At 36.6% G+C, this 15936-nt stretch carries 10 protein-coding genes and 1 rRNA gene (1 of these 11 only partly in view); 7 read left to right on the forward strand and 4 right to left on the reverse strand.

The features are described 5' to 3' along the window. Window positions 1–197: 197 nt before the first annotated feature. The gene (gene fumC / locus M0M57_RS13940) at window positions 198–1595 is read right to left on the reverse strand and encodes a class II fumarate hydratase (RefSeq protein WP_248433663.1); all 1398 of its coding nucleotides are present in this window, start codon (window positions 1593–1595) and stop codon (window positions 198–200) included. A gap of 409 nt (window positions 1596–2004) precedes the next feature. On the opposite strand from fumC, the gene M0M57_RS13945 reads away from it, so the two are divergent. Next, on the forward strand, window positions 2005–2166 hold the full coding sequence (locus tag M0M57_RS13945; protein WP_248433664.1) for a hypothetical protein: 162 nt from the start codon (window positions 2005–2007) through the stop codon (window positions 2164–2166). A gap of 57 nt (window positions 2167–2223) precedes the next feature. Here M0M57_RS13945 and M0M57_RS13950 read toward each other — a convergent pair whose 3' ends face one another. Together M0M57_RS13950 and arsC are read right to left on the reverse strand one after the other, a co-directional pair. Continuing rightward, window positions 2224–4671, reverse strand: coding sequence for an outer membrane beta-barrel family protein (locus M0M57_RS13950; RefSeq protein WP_248433665.1), 2448 nt, complete (start codon window positions 4669–4671; stop codon window positions 2224–2226). 90 nt (window positions 4672–4761) lie between these two features. Then, window positions 4762–5109, reverse strand: a complete 348-nt coding sequence (arsC, locus tag M0M57_RS13955) for an arsenate reductase (glutaredoxin) (RefSeq protein WP_248433666.1) — start codon at window positions 5107–5109, stop codon at window positions 4762–4764. A gap of 107 nt (window positions 5110–5216) precedes the next feature. On the opposite strand from arsC, the gene M0M57_RS13960 reads away from it, so the two are divergent. The 4 genes from M0M57_RS13960 to M0M57_RS13975 are packed head-to-tail and all read left to right on the forward strand — an operon-like array spanning window position 5217 to window position 8733. Beyond that, window positions 5217–6152, forward strand: coding sequence for a CPBP family intramembrane glutamic endopeptidase (locus M0M57_RS13960; RefSeq protein WP_248433667.1), 936 nt, complete (start codon window positions 5217–5219; stop codon window positions 6150–6152). Beyond that, window positions 6145–7206 (forward strand): AMP-binding protein, encoded by a 1062-nt coding sequence (locus M0M57_RS13965; RefSeq protein ID WP_248433668.1) that lies wholly within the window; start codon window positions 6145–6147, stop codon window positions 7204–7206. The genes M0M57_RS13960 and M0M57_RS13965 overlap by 8 nt, the downstream gene beginning before the upstream one ends. Window positions 7207–7266: 60 nt before the next feature. Then, the gene (locus M0M57_RS13970) at window positions 7267–7992 is read left to right on the forward strand and encodes a hypothetical protein (protein ID WP_248433669.1); all 726 of its coding nucleotides are present in this window, start codon (window positions 7267–7269) and stop codon (window positions 7990–7992) included. A gap of 24 nt (window positions 7993–8016) precedes the next feature. Further along, entirely contained in the window at window positions 8017–8733 is a 717-nt protein-coding gene (locus M0M57_RS13975; protein ID WP_248433670.1) for an endonuclease/exonuclease/phosphatase family protein, read from the forward strand. Here M0M57_RS13975 and M0M57_RS13980 read toward each other — a convergent pair whose 3' ends face one another. After that, complete coding sequence (locus M0M57_RS13980; protein ID WP_248433671.1) at window positions 8734–10344, reverse strand: M1 family metallopeptidase; 1611 nt, start codon at window positions 10342–10344, stop codon at window positions 8734–8736. A gap of 583 nt (window positions 10345–10927) precedes the next feature. Here M0M57_RS13980 and katG point away from each other — a divergent pair. Further along, window positions 10928–13126 (forward strand): catalase/peroxidase HPI, encoded by a 2199-nt coding sequence (katG, locus tag M0M57_RS13985; protein WP_248436762.1) that lies wholly within the window; start codon window positions 10928–10930, stop codon window positions 13124–13126. A gap of 1331 nt (window positions 13127–14457) precedes the next feature. Then, window positions 14458–15936 (forward strand): 16S ribosomal RNA (locus M0M57_RS13990); it runs 37 nt beyond the window's last position.

The raw sequence follows: 15936 nt of genomic DNA on the forward strand, positions 1-15936 counted from the left end.
TAGCCCCGATTGCAGCGAAAAGCCTTTTGTGAAGAAAACCTATTTTTTCTTGGTTTTGCAGAGCGACCTTGGGAGCTACTGCCAGACCTTAGAAAAAATGGTTTTTGAGCAAAAGCTTGCAGCGGAAAGCGGGAATAGCTTCTAACAAAAAGCACCTCCTTTCGAAAGTGCTTTGATTATTTGTATAAAATGAATGCTTATTTTAAACTTCCTACCATATCTTCGGGTTTTACCCAAGCATCGAAATCTTCGGGAGAAACATAGCCTAAACGAACGGCTTCGTCTTTTAAAGTTGTTCCGTTTTTATGAGCGGTTTGGGCGATTTCTGCCGCTTTGTAATAACCAATTTTGGTGTTAAGAGCAGTAACCAACATCAATGAATTATCTACCAATTCTTTGATTCTGTCATAATTTGGTTCGATACCTTGTGCACAATGTTCGTCAAACGAAACACACGCATCGCCAATTAAAATGGCTGATTGCAAGAAATTGGATGCCATAACGGGTTTGAAAACGTTTAATTCGTAATGACCTTGTGTGCCACCAACGGTGATGGTTACGTCGTTTCCAAACACTTGAGCACAAACCATGGTTAAAGCTTCGCACTGCGTTGGGTTTACTTTTCCCGGCATGATAGATGAACCCGGTTCGTTTTCGGGAATTAAAATTTCGCCAATTCCCGAACGTGGTCCTGATGCCATCATTCGGATATCGTTGGCGATTTTGTTTAACGAAACGGCTAACATTTTCAAGGCTCCGTGTGATTCTACGATAGCATCGTGAGCGGCAAGAGCTTCAAATTTATTTTCTGCGGTTATGAATGGTAAACCTGTAAATTGGGCGATGTATTCAGCCACTTTTACGTCGTAACCGGGAGGTGTGTTGAGTCCGGTTCCAACGGCTGTTCCGCCTAACGCTACTTCAGCAAGATGTTCTAAGGTGTTTTTTAAGGCTTTTAGACCGTGGTCTAATTGCGATACATAGCCTGAAAATTCTTGACCTAAGGTTAGGGGAGTGGCATCCATTAAATGCGTTCGGCCAATTTTAACAACATTCATATATTGGTCGGCTTTTGCTTTTAATGTGTTGCGGAGTTGCGTTACACCCGGAATGGTTTTTTCAATCACGGCTTTGTAGCACGCAATGTGCATTCCGGTAGGAAATGTGTCGTTAGAAGATTGTGATTTGTTAACGTCGTCGTTGGCTTTTACTAATTGTTCGCCTTCGCCAATGTTGAATCCGGCTAATACTTGAGAACGATTTGCGATGACTTCGTTCACGTTCATGTTACTTTGCGTTCCTGAACCGGTTTGCCAAATGACTAATGGAAATTGATCGGCTAATTCTCCGGCTAAAATTTCGTCGCAAACTTGAGCGATTGCATCTCTTTTTTCTTTGGATAAAACGCCTAAATCGTGGTTTGCGAATGCGGCGGCTTTTTTTAGGTAAGCAAAACCTTCGATAATTTCTTTTGGCATAGAAGCCGATGGACCAATTTTGAAGTTGTTACGGGAACGTTCTGTTTGTGCTCCCCAGTATTTGTCGGCGGGTACTTTTACTTCGCCCATGGTGTCTTTTTCGATACGGTAGTTCATGGTTGTGTTTATTTATAATTTAATTTGTTTTATTATTCTTTGTTTTTAATTACAACTAAGCTTGAGATTCCTACGGAATGACAAGATTGTGTGAAAACTGCGACTGTAACTAAATACTTTTTAATGGCACGCAGATTTACCTGATTAGCTTACGCTAAACGCTGTTTTACAAGGATTTTGACAGCTTCGCTGTTATGGGTCTAAACGGATTCTCTTCATCATCTTAGTTCTTCGTTACAAATTTTTTATCCGCAACGATCTAAGAACCGATAACAAATAACAGACAACTGACAACCGAGCCACAAATTTACTTATTAACATTCCTATTTTAAAATATTTTTGAATTTATCTTGATAAAATGATATAGTTAAATTACATTTGTAATTGAATTCGATAAATTCCGGAAAACATGTTTGAATTTCAACAGTACTTAGGCTTTTTACTTTTCTTAACCGTTCTAACGATTGGTTTTTGGTTAATGATATTTTTGGTTGGTTTTGTTCATTATTGGATAGGCGGAGCAATTATGGAGTTGATTAAAGAGAAAAGAGCAAAAAAAGACGCAGAATAATATATTTGATAAAATGTATTAATCAAAAAAGGGACGCTATTGCGTCCCTTTTTGTATTTATGGTTTTCCCATGAAATCACCGTCATCGCCATTTTCTCTTCGAGGCATTCTTTCTTTTTCGTTTTTCGGTTTATTGAAACGGTAGGTAAAGGTGAGGTTAATTTGTCTTTCTCTCCATTGCATTTCTCCGGATGAGATGACACTTGTTAGATTAGTTTCAAAAATTCTTTTTCTGGAATTAAAAATATCACTTACGTTAAGAGCTATTGTTCCTTTATCTTTCAACACGTCTTTACTCAAGGCTAAATTTGCACTTATAACACCTAAGTTTCTTCCTTGAGCAGTTTTTTGTGGAGCATTGTAGGTGGCATTTGTTTGCCAATCTATTCCGTATGGAAGAGAAACTTTTGAATTTATTCTTGCAAACCAACTTGTAGCAACGTTATCTAAATTTAGAGTAACCAATTCGTCACGAGTGTTTGTGTAATTAAACTCACCTATAGTTTCATTTCTAAAGAAATTGAAATTTCCATTTAATCTCCACCATTTATAAGGTGTGTAGTTTAATGTAAATTCAAAACCCATGCGGTATTCTGTGGCAAGATTGATGGGACTTGTGAGTACTTCGGCAACGCCATCTACAAAACTACCAGACTCTCTTCGTATGAATTGAAATACATCGTCTGTTTTGTTAACATAGGCAGAAGTGTTAAAGGTTAATTTACTCCATCTTTTCAAATAGCCTAAATCTACCGCATGAGTCATAGCAGGGTCTAAATCCGGGTTACCTTGAAAAATATTAATATTACTTGATAAATTGGCGGCTGGATTTAAAAACCGACCCCGTGGACGTTGGATTCTTCTACTATAACTTAATGTTACGTTACTTTTCTCTGAAAGTTCATAAGCAAAAAATGCACTTGGGAAAAAGTTGTTGTAGCGTTTGTTTGTAAATGAATTATCAGAAATTAGATTAACATCAATGTTTGAATCTTCCCAACGCAAACCAAAAAGATAAGAAAATTTACTAATTTTTGAACCAAATTGAGAATAAAAGGCATTTACATATTCTTTGTATTCAAAAACATTGGAATAGGGGTCTATTTCAAATTGATTGGTAATATCGTTAAATGTTTGAACCTCAAAATCGGTAGTAACATCGGTAAAATCTCCTCTATATCCGGCTTCAAAACGTGAGTTTTCTCCAATAGGCAAAACATAATCTGTTTGTAAAAGATTTCTGTTTTGACGTTGAACATTATCCGTTATTTGGTCTCTAACATCATATATATAGGAGTTATCATCATCTTTATTAATTGAAGTTGAAAAGTCAACTGTTAATTGATGACCATCTTTTTTGAATTTTTTGATTAAATTGGATGAATATTCTACACTTTCTCCGCTATTATTTTGGTCATTAAAACGACGACGAACACCAGTAAAATTAAAATCGGCATCATAATCATAAAATAAAACTTGGTCTGGATTTGCACCATTATCTCTTCTATATGAAACGGTGTTAATCCAAGTGGTAGTTTTGTCTAAAAACCATTCTGCACCAAAGCTTCCATTGTATGCTTCTCTCAATCGGTTATTGGTTCTTCTTTCGTTAATGAAATTTTTTGTAGTGCCGTCTTCATTAAAATACTCTGAGTCAGTTTTAGAATTTCCCGGGCTATTTCTGTCGCTGTAGCCTAATGTTGCAAATACATTGAAATTTTCAGATTTATAGTTGATGTTTCCGGTTAAGCCATAGTTTCTAGGATCTCCAATCGTTCCGGTAACTACACCATTTAAACCTTGATTTTTTCCTTTTTTAAGGATGATATTCAAAATTCCACCACCACCTTCAGCATCATAACGAGCAGATGGATTGGTAATTACTTCTACTTTGTCTATGGCATCAGCCGGAATTAATCGTAATGCATCGGTAACATTAATGGCATTGGAAGGTCTTCCGTCAATTAAAATTCTAACATTTTCGTTTCCTCTCAAACTCACATTTCCTTCTACGTCTACAGAAACGGAAGGAACGTTATCTAACACATCACTAACCGTTCCACCTTTCACCATCATATCTTGCCCCACGTTATAAACACGTTTGTCTAATTTAATTTCTACAGTTGATGCTTCTGCTCGTAGCTCAACACCTTCAAGCATTGTTGAATCATCGGTTAAAGAAATAGTTCCTAAGTTTGTGTTAGCTTGTAAATTACGAGCTTTAAATTCTACTGTTTTAAAAGAAATAAATTCGACTCTAATGTCATAATTTCCAGCATCTATTTCAATATCAAATTCACCTTTAGGGTCTGTAATTCCACCGGTAACAATTTCGGGATTACGAACACTTTGAAAAACAATTGTGGCATATTCCAATGGTTGCGAAGAAGATTTTTCAATTACTTTTCCGGTTACTTTAATTTTTTTGGCCTCCGGTCGTTGGGCAAAAGTGAATGTTGTTATACTTAGAAAGAAAAGTACAAGAACAGCTTTAAAATTTTTCATTAAGTTGGTTTTTGATTCAAATGCTTAGACTGCAAAAATATTGATAGGTTTAACCTTTAACTCACAAAGGTTTGTTAAATGATTCCTTAACTATTTCTTAAGAAACTTAATGATTTTTTGAGGCGGACGACCAATAACAGCTTTGTTTTTAGTGATAACAATTGGTCTTTCCATTAAAATAGGATTTTTTGCAATGGCTTTTATTATTTCAGCATCAGAAAGACTTTTGCCTTTGAATTGTTCTATCCAAATCTTTTCTTTTTGTCTAACCAAATCCATTGGAGCACATTTTAGTTCTTTTATGAGCAAACTTAATTCTTTTTCGTTTAATGGATTGTCTAAGTATTTAACAATTTCAAATGGTTCTCCAATTTCTTCTAGTATGGCAATTCCTTCTCTTGATTTGCCACATCTTGGATTGTGTAGAATTTTTATCATCTTCTTTTTTTTACAAAGTAAAAGCAATGAAAATCAATTTTAGTTAAAAAAAATGTAACATATTCCTGAACAAATAACCTATATTTGAAAAACTAAACTTTTTGAATATGTATATCGATCAAATTAATAATAAAAAATTTAATTTTATTCTATATCTCCCAATTCCGTTAGTGTTTTTGGGATTAATTGTTGTGAATTTTTTTGCCACAAAAGATGTGAATGTGGAAGATATTATGCAAGAAATGATAGAAACATTTGGAAGAAATCTAACATTTGCTATTGCCGTTGGACAGCTTGCAATATGTCTTGTTATTTTGCTTTTTTGGGTAAAATTCATTCACGGTCAAAGTATTAGAAGTTTAACTACTTCCAGAAAAAAGATTGATTGGAAAAGGATATTTTTTTCGTTTACTATTTGGGGAATTTTCGTAGCTATTTCAACGCTAATTCTCTATTTTCTTTCTCCTGAAAATTTTCAAATCAATTTTGATCCGGTTAAATTTTTACCGTTTCTGATAATCGCTATTTTATTAATTCCGTTGCAAACCAGTTTTGAAGAATATTTCTTTAGAGGCTACCTCATGCAAGGAATTGGAGTAGTAACTAAGAGCAGATTAATTCCGTTAATTATTACTTCAGTAACGTTCGGATTGATGCACATCGCTAATCCGGAAGTGGGTAAATTAGGACCAATCATTATGGTTTATTACATCGGAAGTGGATTTTTTATGGGAATTATGACTTTGATGGATGAAGGATTAGAACTCGCTCTCGGATTTCATGCAGCCAACAACTTAATAGGAGCACTTTTGGTAACCGCAGATTGGACAGCATTTCAAACGCATTCAATTCTAAAAGACGTTTCCGAACCTTCTGCCGGCTTTGATGTTTTGTTTCCGGTTTTGGTTATTTTTCCGATTCTTTTGTTTATTTTTGGTAGGAAATATAAGTGGACAAATTGGAAGGAAAAACTCACCGGAAAAGTCTACGAATATAGTCCTGAAATAGAAAACATTAATACGATTGGAAATGATAATGAATAGCACCGACATAACGTATCACAACGTTCACAATAGATTTAAATTGAACGGATTTCACTTAGACAGAGATGAACTTTGTATGTCTGCCTATAGTTTTATTAAAGAAGGCGAAGATTTTGAAAAACCTGTTGGCGATTTTTTACTCGATTGGTTTGATGACAAAAGTTACATCGAAATGAACACATCCGGCTCAACCGGAACACCTAAATTAATTAAAGTTGACAAGCAAGCGATGGTTCGTTCTGCTTTGGCAACCGGCGATTTTTTTGATTTAAAACCAGGCGATAAAGTGTTACATTGTTTACCAGCCAATTATGTTGCCGGAAAAATGATGTTGATTCGTGGTTTTATTTTAGGGTTAGAAATCGATTTTGTGGCACCTAGTTCTCATCCGTTAGCAAAAATTGACCATGATTACGATTTTGCGGCTTTAGTTCCAATGCAAGCTCAATATTCGTTGGATAAATTAAAACACATCAAAAAAATAATTATTGGTGGTGCTAAAATTACAAAACCATTAGAACAAAAATTACTGAAAATTAAAACATCAGAAATTTATGAAACGTATGGTATGACCGAAACCATCACGCATATTGCTGCACGAAAAATAGGGGAGGATGCCTTTACTGTTTTTCCTAATGTGATGCTCTCGATGGATGAAAAAAACTGTTTATTGATAAAAGCTCCGTCAGTTTCTCCGGAAATTATTGTGACTAATGATTTTGTGGAAATGGTTTCTGAAAATAAATTTATTTGGTTGGGAAGATATGATAATGTTGTGAATAGCGGTGGAATCAAGTTAATTCCCGAGCAAATTGAAGAAAAACTCGCTACTCGAATTCCGGGACGCTATTTTGTAATTGGTTTACCTGATCCAGTTTTAGGAGAAAAATTAGTCCTAATAGTTGAAGGAGAGCCTATCGAAATTGATCAATCTGTTTTTGATGTTTTAAATAAATACGAAAGACCAAGAGAAATTCATTTTGTCAAGAATTTTGAAGAAACTCCAACGGGTAAAATTATTCGGAAGGAGACGTTGGGGAAGTTTATGAGTTAGGTATAAATATTTTGAATCTTACTATAGTTGAAGTTTTACTTTAATCTAAAATTAACAAAATTGATAAATATAGAACACCACGAAAATTTTAAAAAATTGCTAAACAGTTCAAAAGACTATGAAACAATAGGATTAGGTAACCCAAATGCAAAAATTTTATTTGTTGGAAAAGAAGCTGGAATAGAAATCGAATACTGTGATAATTTACAAGATATTTTTGAAAGATTAAAAAATTTTCACGGTAGTACTTTTCAATGGAAAAGTAATCAATTTGATTATTCCAACAATCCAAAAATGTTGAAAGAATTAAGCGATACTTGGCAGAACTATCAGCAATTATTCTCAAACATATACGAGAATGAAAAGAATAGTTTAAATGCAACTTTTTTAAAAAAAGTTTTTACAACTGAAATGAGTAATTTACCCTCAAAAACAACTGGTGGAGCAAAAAAAAATCCTTTCTTCAAAGAAGAACTAAATAATAGGAAAAATTCTTTTTTTAATTCAGATTTTATTAAAGCTTTTCCGGTTGTTGTATTAGCTTGTAATGATTATATAAAAAATGATGAAAAAAATCGAGAAATAAATAATATTTTTGGTGTAAAATATAGTGGTGAATTTAAAGAATATTCAAAAGGCAATTGGTTTTTTATCCATTATAATGATGAAAAAACCAAACTTGTAATTCATACTAGACAGTTAAGTGCAAATGTAAATAATGATTTGTTATCAGATATTGGGAAAGTTATTAAAAGGCATTTAAAAAAACTAAATTTATTTGAATAATGATTATTTCACAGCCATAAGAAATTGAAAATTGTAACTTGGAATTGTAACGGTGCTTTTAGAAAGAAGTTTGATAATCTTTTCGATTATCGAGCAGACCTTTATATTATCCAAGAGTGTGAAAATCCTAATGAGTCTAAAGATAACGATTACCAGAATTGGGCGGAAAATTATATTTGGATTGGCGACACAAAAAACAAAGGACTTGGTGTTTTTGCAAAGCCTGAAATTAAGCTGGAAAAATTAGATTGGATAAATAATTTCAAAAATCACTCGGTAAAACATTTTCTACCTTGTAAAATTAATGAAGAATTTGATCTATTAGCTGTTTGGACACATAGAAATAATTCTCCAAACTTTGGTTACATTGGTCAGCTTTGGAAATATATACAAGTAAATAAAGACAAATTAAACGGGACCTTGATTGCAGGAGATTTTAATAGTAATTCAATTTGGGATCAATGGGATAGGTGGTGGAATCATTCCGATGTGATAAATGAATTGAAAGAACTTGGTATTGAAAGTGTTTATCATTATTTAACTGGAGAGCAACAAGGGAAAGAAACTATTCCTACGTTATATTATCAACGAAAATTATCAAGACCATATCATATTGATTATATTTTTGGGGCTAAAATTTTTATTGAACGGACTAAGAAATTTCAAATTGGTGAAGCTAATAAATGGTTAAAATTTAGTGACCATATGCCAATATTTTTTGAAATTGAAAAAAATAGTTAACTACTTTTTCACATTCACCAACATCTTATACATCACCAAATCAATCTCCTCAACAGCATTCACGTGTGGAATTCTCACCCAATTATTACTCACTAAAATTCTCGATTTTTTGTTATTGATGTGAAATTCAATCGGCATTTCAAAGTTCGTTACATTCGTATTCCATCTCGCTTCAATGGTTTTTTTATTGGTTCTAAATTCCAATTCAGGTAAATTTTTGTGATTTAAATATTGATCGAAAATAGGAGCTAAATTCAAACCTGATTCTTTTGTAAAAAAATCCACCACATCTTTTGTTTCAATGATTTGATGACGATAGGTTTCTGCATAGTTGCGGAATAATTTCCACCATTTTTCATCGTCGTTTATGATGTGACGGATGGTATTCAGCATCAACGCACCTTTATAGTACATATCAGAATTTCCGGTTTTAAAATTCACACCAAATTGCCCAACAACAGGTTTTTGATTGCTGACCATCGCTTTTTGTCCGTTGATGTATTCCATCGCTTTTTGATAGCCAAACTGACATTCCACAAAAACCGATTCCGAGTAAGTAGTAAAACTTTCGTGAATCCACATATCGGCAATATCTTTCGAAGTGATGCTGTTTCCAAACCATTCGTGACCGGTTTCGTGAATGGTAATATAATCAAATAAAAGCCCGATTCCCGTGCCGGTCATATCATTTCCTAAATAACCTTTCATATACTTATTTCCGTAAGCTACAGCACTTTGATGTTCCATACCTAAATAAGGCGTTTCAACCAATTTGAATCCATCTTCAATAAAAGGATAGACTCCAAATTTCTCCTGAAAACAATTCATCATAGGTTTTACTTCTTCAAAATGTTTGCGTGCTTTTGCTTCGTTTTCACGTAAAACATAATAATCCAAATCCAATCCATTCAATTCATCGTGGATATGAACATAATCGGCAATATTAATCACGATGTTGTAATTGTTAATCGGACTTTTCACTTCCCAATCCCATCGAGTATAACCGTCTTTTAATTCTTCTTTTCCTAAAAACCGACCATTGGAAACATTCATCAATCCATTTGGAACAGCCACTTTTACTGATGCTCCACGATCCGGTTCATCCGTTTGATGGTCTTTCACTGGATACCACAAACTAGCTCCGGTTCCTTGCACAGCCACTCCCACAAAATCATTTCCGTTGCTGTCTTTTTTCCATACAAAACCACCATCCCACGGAGCACGCTTGGCTACCAAAGGTTTTCCGGAATAATAAAAACGAACTTTTTGTTCCGAATTCAAAGATAAATTTGCTGGTAAATCAATAAAAACAGCATCTAATTCCCGTTGATAGGTTAGCTTTTTGTTGTTGTGAATGATGCTGTCCACTTGCATATTTTCAAATAAATCCAATTGAATTTTTGCTGACTTTTCTACTAGTTTAAAGGTAATATCATTAAAACCAACAATCGTTCTTGTATCCGGATTGATGGTTATATTCAAATCATAGTGTTGCACATCAAAAGCAGTTCGTTCCGGACGTAAACTTCCTTGAAGGGTGTCACGACGGGTAAAATCTTGTGCATTACTCATAAAAGTTAGAAACAGAAAAAAGAGTACAATTCGATGCATAGTGTAAAATGTTTGATACTACAATATTAATTTATTTTTAGATAAGTCAATTAATTTTATGATTTTAAACCACGAATACACGAATAAAATTTTTTGAACACAGATTAAAGAAATTTTTAGAATTTACCAAATCTATTATTTTTCTAATTCCTCCAATTTTACAAATCAGTGTTCTTTTTTACAAACAATAACTTCATCAACAATGAAAATTCGAATTAAATAGAAAAGATTTTTAGTTAAGATTTGTGTATTTGTGGTTTATATATCGGTGTACTTTGTTCTCTGAAGTAAAACTGTAATCAATTTTAACATAGATAAAATCTATTAAAAAAATAATTTCAATAGTAAATTTACACTAATTTTGTGCTGTTGAAAATCCAAAGAGTTTCAGTAAATCGAAACATTTAAATGTTATTTTATTGCTAATAAAGGATAAAAATTTTCAAAAACCATCCATTTTTTATAAATTTAAAAATTCCTTTTTTCAAATTAATAACAATCAAACAAATAAGTAAATAACCACAAAATTAGAACAACTATGAATTATTCTACTGAAGGTCAATGCCCACATCATCATCAAGCAATGGGCAATGAAGCGACACCCTCTCATTCATCTTCCGGAAAATGTCCCGTGATGCACGGAGCTAATTCCAATACAAAACAATCGGTGATGGAATGGTGGCCAAAAGCATTAAACTTAGACATTTTACACCAACACGACACCAAAACCAATCCGTTAGGAAAAGATTTTAACTACGCGGAGGAATTCAAAAAATTAGATTTAGAAGCACTTAAACACGACCTTAAAAACCTAATGACTGACAGCCAAGATTGGTGGCCGGCCGATTGGGGACATTATGGTGGTTTAATGATTCGTTTGGCTTGGCACGCAGCCGGAACCTACAGAATAGGTGATGGTAGAGGAGGAAGCAACACAGGAAACCAACGTTTTGCACCGTTGAACAGTTGGCCTGATAATGGTAACTTAGACAAAGCTCGTCGTTTATTATGGCCAATCAAGAAAAAATACGGAAACAAAATTTCGTGGGCCGATTTGATGATTCTCGCCGGAAATATGGCGTATGAATCAATGGGTTTCAAAACGTTTGGTTTTGCAGGAGGACGAGAAGACATTTGGCATCCTGAAAAAGATATTTACTGGGGGTCCGAAAAAGAATGGTTGGCTCCAACTGTTACCGAAGGAAGCCGTTATTCCGGTCAACGTGACCTTGAAAATCCGTTAGCAGCTGTAATGATGGGATTGATTTACGTAAACCCGGAAGGTGTTGACGGAAACCCTGATCCATTAAAAACCGCTCACGATATGCGTGTGACTTTTGATCGAATGGCAATGAATGACGAAGAAACCGTTGCCTTAACCGCAGGTGGTCATACCGTTGGAAAAGCTCACGGAAATGGTGATGCTTCTTTATTAGGAGAAAGCCCTGAAGGCGGAGAAATCTTTGACCAAGGTTTTGGATGGATGAACCCAACCGGAACAGGAAGTGGTGCTGACACCGTTACATCCGGAATCGAAGGTGCTTGGACAACCCATCCAACTGTTTTTGACGATGGATATTTCCACTTATTGTTTAAATACGATTGGCAATTAACTAAAAGTCCTGCCGGAGCTTGGCAGTACGAACCAATAAATATTGCCGAAGAAGATATGCCGGTGGATGCTCACAATCCATCAGTTCGTAGAAAACCGATGATGACCGATGCAGATATGGCGTTGAAAATGGATCCTGCTTACCGCAAAATATCCGAGCGTTTCCAACAAGATCCGGCTTACTTCCGTGATGCGTTTGCGAGAGCTTGGTTCAAATTAACCCACAGAGATTTAGGACCAAAATCACGTTACCTTGGTGCAGATGTTCCTGCCGAAGATTTAATTTGGCAAGATCCTATACCAACCGTAAGTTATTCATTATCTGACTCTGAAATTGATGAGTTAAAAGTAAAATTACTAAACTCTGGTTTAACCCGAACCGACTTAATTAACACCGCTTGGGACAGTGCCAGAACTTTCCGTGGTTCCGATTTTAGAGGAGGAGCCAATGGAGCCCGCATCCGTTTAGCACCACAAAAAGACTGGCAAGGGAACGAACCGGGACGTTTACAAAAAGTATTGAATAGATTATCCGAAATTCAAGATAGTTTACCTAAAAAAGTAAGCATCGCCGATTTAATCGTATTAGGCGGAACTGCCGCTGTGGAACAAGCTGTTCGTGAAGGCGGTTTCAACATCAATGTACCGTTTACACCCGGTCGTGGCGATGCTACGCAAGAAATGACCGATGCCGATTCGTTTACAGATTTAGAACCACTACACGATGCTTTCCGCAACTGGTTGAAAAAAGACTATGTGGTTTCTCCCGAAGAAATGATGTTAGACAAAGCTCAGTTAATGGGTTTAACCGCACCGGAAATGACCGTTCTTCTAGGCGGAATGCGAGTGTTAGGCACAAACTATGCCGGAGCGAAACACGGTGTATTCACCCACAACGAAGGCAAACTTTCCAACGATTTCTTTGTGAACTTGACCGATATGAACAACAGTTGGAAACCGGTAGGCGAGAACCTCTACAATATAGTAGACCGCAAAACCGGCGAAACCAAATGGACAGCCACCCGAGTAGATTTAGTATTCGGTTCCAACTCTATTCTTAGAGCCTATGCCGAAGTCTATGCCCAAGACGACAACCAAGAAAAGTTTGCTCAAGACTTCGTAAACGCTTGGGTGAAAGTAATGAATGCAGATCGTTTTGATGTGAAATAATTCCATAGTATAAATTTACCCTGAAAGTGGCTCGGAAACGGGTCACTTTTTTTGTTTTTGGGTTGAAGTTTCAAGTTTCAGGTTTCAGGTAGGTGAGTGCTTTAGAAGAAATTGTTCACCAAACGAATCCTTTTTCATCCATTATAGCGAAGCTATCAAAATCCGTGAAAGTCTGTTTCATCCGTCCAATCCGTGTTCCATTAAAAAAAGCGAAGCTTCTTCAGTGTCCTTTGCGGTTAAAAAAACAGAAGTTTAAATAAGCACAACCCAATTTCCGTGCTTTCCGTGTTTTCTGTGAGCAATTATTAGAAGCTATTTCCCGCTTTCCATTTCAAGCTTGTTTGTCTTGTTGTTTTTTCCTAAGTCAAAAAAAGAGCTTCCTTTGGTCGCTTTTTTTCGCCAAGAAAAAATACAACAATCCTTCACAAGGCTTTCCATTTCAATCGGGGCTAGGGGAGCAGTGGTAAAAAGAAGTTTCAGGTTTCAAGTTACACGTTCCAACCAATATCAATTGATTACCAAACCAATCCGCTCCAATCCATCATAGCGAAGCTATCAAAATCCGCCCCAATCCGCGTTTAGCTTCAGCTAATCCGTCCAATCCGCGTCCCCTTGACAAGTTTCCAAAAGCTTCGTGCCTTTCTTAGTGGCAAACAACCATTGCGAAGCAATCCCATTCTGTGTATTCCGTGTTTTCTGTGAGAAAATAGTTTTCAGTCTCAGTTTTGTCATTCCGCAAGATGACGAAGTCGAAATAGGAATCTCCTGCCTTGGCAGGCAAAACCTGAAACTTAAAACTTGAAACAAAAAAAACTTTCTTGTATTTCCATCTCACAACCAGCACATTAAAAAAAACTTTCAAAAAGAGTTTAAAAAAGATTTGGAAAGCCCAAAAAGAGTACTACTTTTGCACCCGCATTCAGAGCGACGTTCTACAGAAAATTGAAGTTAAAAAAAATCTATAAAAAGATTTGGTAGGAGAGAAAAAAGAGTAGTATCTTTGCCCTCCACAAACGACAAAAAAAGGTGTAGTGACAAGTCGAGACTTGTCAGAAAAAAAGAAAAATAAATTTTTTTTTCGAAAAGCTTGCCTAATCAAAAAGAAGTTGTACTTTTGCACCCGCTTAGATGACTAGCTTACGATTTTAATCGCAGGAGCATTTAAGAAAAACAAGAAGACACGTTCATAGACATATTGAATTGACAGCACGATTAGACAGTAATGTTTAATCGAAAAAAAAGAGAGAGTAAGGTTAATCGAAAGATTAAAGAATATACCTAGTTAAACTTCGTCTAAAAAAATGTAGCTAAGCAATTAGCTCAAAAAATATACGATGAAGAGTTTGATCCTGGCTCAGGATGAACGCTAGCGGCAGGCCTAACACATGCAAGTCGAGGGGTAGAAGGAGCTTGCTCCTTTGAGACCGGCGCACGGGTGCGTAACGCGTATGCAATCTACCTTGTACAGAGGAATAGCCCAGAGAAATTTGGATTAATGCCTCATAGTATATCGAGTTGGCATCAACATGATATTAAAGATTTATCGGTACAAGATGAGCATGCGTCCCATTAGTTAGTTGGTAAGGTAACGGCTTACCAAGACGATGATGGGTAGGGGTCCTGAGAGGGAGATCCCCCACACTGGTACTGAGACACGGACCAGACTCCTACGGGAGGCAGCAGTGAGGAATATTGGGCAATGGAGGCAACTCTGACCCAGCCATGCCGCGTGCAGGAAGACGGTCCTATGGATTGTAAACTGCTTTTATACGGGAAGAAACACCACTACGTGTAGTGACTTGACGGTACCGTAAGAATAAGGATCGGCTAACTCCGTGCCAGCAGCCGCGGTAATACGGAGGATCCAAGCGTTATCCGGAATCATTGGGTTTAAAGGGTCCGTAGGCGGCCTTATAAGTCAGTGGTGAAATCTCCTAGCTCAACTAGGAAACTGCCATTGATACTGTAGGGCTTGAATTATTGTGAAGTAACTAGAATATGTAGTGTAGCGGTGAAATGCTTAGATATTACATGGAATACCAATTGCGAAGGCAGGTTACTAACAATATATTGACGCTGATGGACGAAAGCGTGGGTAGCGAACAGGATTAGATACCCTGGTAGTCCACGCCGTAAACGATGGATACTAGCTGTTGGGAGCAATCTCAGTGGCTAAGCGAAAGTGATAAGTATCCCACCTGGGGAGTACGAACGCAAGTTTGAAACTCAAAGGAATTGACGGGGGCCCGCACAAGCGGTGGAGCATGTGGTTTAATTCGATGATACGCGAGGAACCTTACCAAGGCTTAAATGTAGATTGACAGGACAGGAAACTGTTTTTTCTTCGGACAATTTACAAGGTGCTGCATGGTTGTCGTCAGCTCGTGCCGTGAGGTGTCAGGTTAAGTCCTATAACGAGCGCAACCCCTGTTGTTAGTTGCCAGCGAGTCATGTCGGGAACTCTAACGAGACTGCCAGTGCAAACTGTGAGGAAGGTGGGGATGACGTCAAATCATCACGGCCCTTACGCCTTGGGCTACACACGTGCTACAATGGACGGTACAGAGAGCAGCCACAACGCAAGTTGGAGCGAATCTACAAAACCGTTCTCAGTTCGGATCGGAGTCTGCAACTCGACTCCGTGAAGCTGGAATCGCTAGTAATCGGATATCAGCCATGATCCGGTGAATACGTTCCCGGGCCTTGTACACACCGCCCGTCAAGCCATGGAAGCTGGGGGTACCTGAAGTCGGTGACCGCAAGGAGCTGCCTAGGGTAAAACTGGTAACTGGGGCTAAGTCGTAACAAGG

The sequence above is a fragment of the Flavobacterium azooxidireducens genome (assembly GCF_023195775.1).
Lineage (GTDB): Bacteria > Bacteroidota > Bacteroidia > Flavobacteriales > Flavobacteriaceae > Flavobacterium > Flavobacterium azooxidireducens.